This window comes from Acinetobacter sp. SA01 (assembly GCF_011319235.1).
Classification (GTDB): domain Bacteria; phylum Pseudomonadota; class Gammaproteobacteria; order Pseudomonadales; family Moraxellaceae; genus Acinetobacter.
In genome coordinates, this window is record NZ_WXXM01000048.1 from 1 (window position 1) to 976 (window position 976).

Annotated in this window: 1 protein-coding gene; it reads right to left on the reverse strand. The window is 36.7% G+C overall.

Annotated features, from left to right (window positions below):
- Nucleotides 1-25: 25 nt before the first annotated feature.
- On the reverse strand, nt 26-886 hold the full coding sequence (locus GTU69_RS16925) for an IS982 family transposase (protein WP_166172222.1): 861 nt from the start codon (nt 884-886) through the stop codon (nt 26-28).
- Nucleotides 887-976: the final 90 nt, after the last annotated feature.

Consider the following 976-nt stretch of genomic DNA (forward strand, 5'->3'; position numbering starts at 1 on the left):
TTAACCCGAATCCTGCTTAAGCCAATCATTCCATTACTTGAATGGTTGGCTTGTTTTGATGGCATAACTGATAAGCACATAAAGAGGCATAAATTCCTGCTAAGTATCCTTCAATGCTTCTCGCTTTACTCGTTACCAAATGATATTTCCCTTTTAATAAGCTGAATAAAGTTTCTATTTTATTACGCTGCTTTAAGTGATATTCATCTGATGTTGAAAGTTGTACAGATTTCATGTTCTTTCGATGATATGTAATTAAATCAGTACCTTGTGATTTTAATCTGCTCTTTAATTCCTGACTGATATAGCCACGGTCAGCATATAGCTTGACTTTTAATCCTTCTACCAACCGTTCAACCATTTTAATATCTGCTGTATGCCCATTCGATAAAGCTGTACTGACAATCTCTCCTGACTGATTCATGATTAAATGCAGCTTACAGCCAAAGAACCATCCCATTGAACTTTTACCACGTGTTGCAATCACTACTAGAGATTTATGTCGTTGAATCCGCTGATTTTTGCATACAGGCAGTGTAGTCGAATCGATCCACAAATAATGGCTCTGACAATCTTTCATCAAGGCAAAATGTAAAGCATGCAGTGCCAATTGATGTGTTCCGATGAGATGAACCATCCGTTGGTAACACGGTAAATATCGAAAGAGTTGGCTTTGATGTTGCTTTAATGAAAAGAAGAAAGCTTTGAAGTTATTGAAATGAGAGCATTTATACCAAATGGCGATGAATACGATTTCTGAAAGTTTCAATTGAGAAGATCGCATTCTCAAACGCTTGTTACTGTCTTTTAAAAATTCCCAATAGGTTGCTTCAAATTTCTGAAAAAAGTCATCAATCATACAGAAGAAATATGTAAAATCGAACATGGTGGCTGAAGGCGTAGGTGGTGTGGTAACTCCCTAATGGTTTTCAGCCACCTTTTTTTCAAGCGAATTTCTTATCCGCGATTCAGGTTA

Bases quoted from the DNA above. Each gene is read 5' to 3' on its own strand.
- GTU69_RS16925 (WP_166172222.1), bottom strand. From the start codon at position 886: ATGTTCGATTTTACATATTTCTTCTGTATGATTGATGACTTTTTTCAG.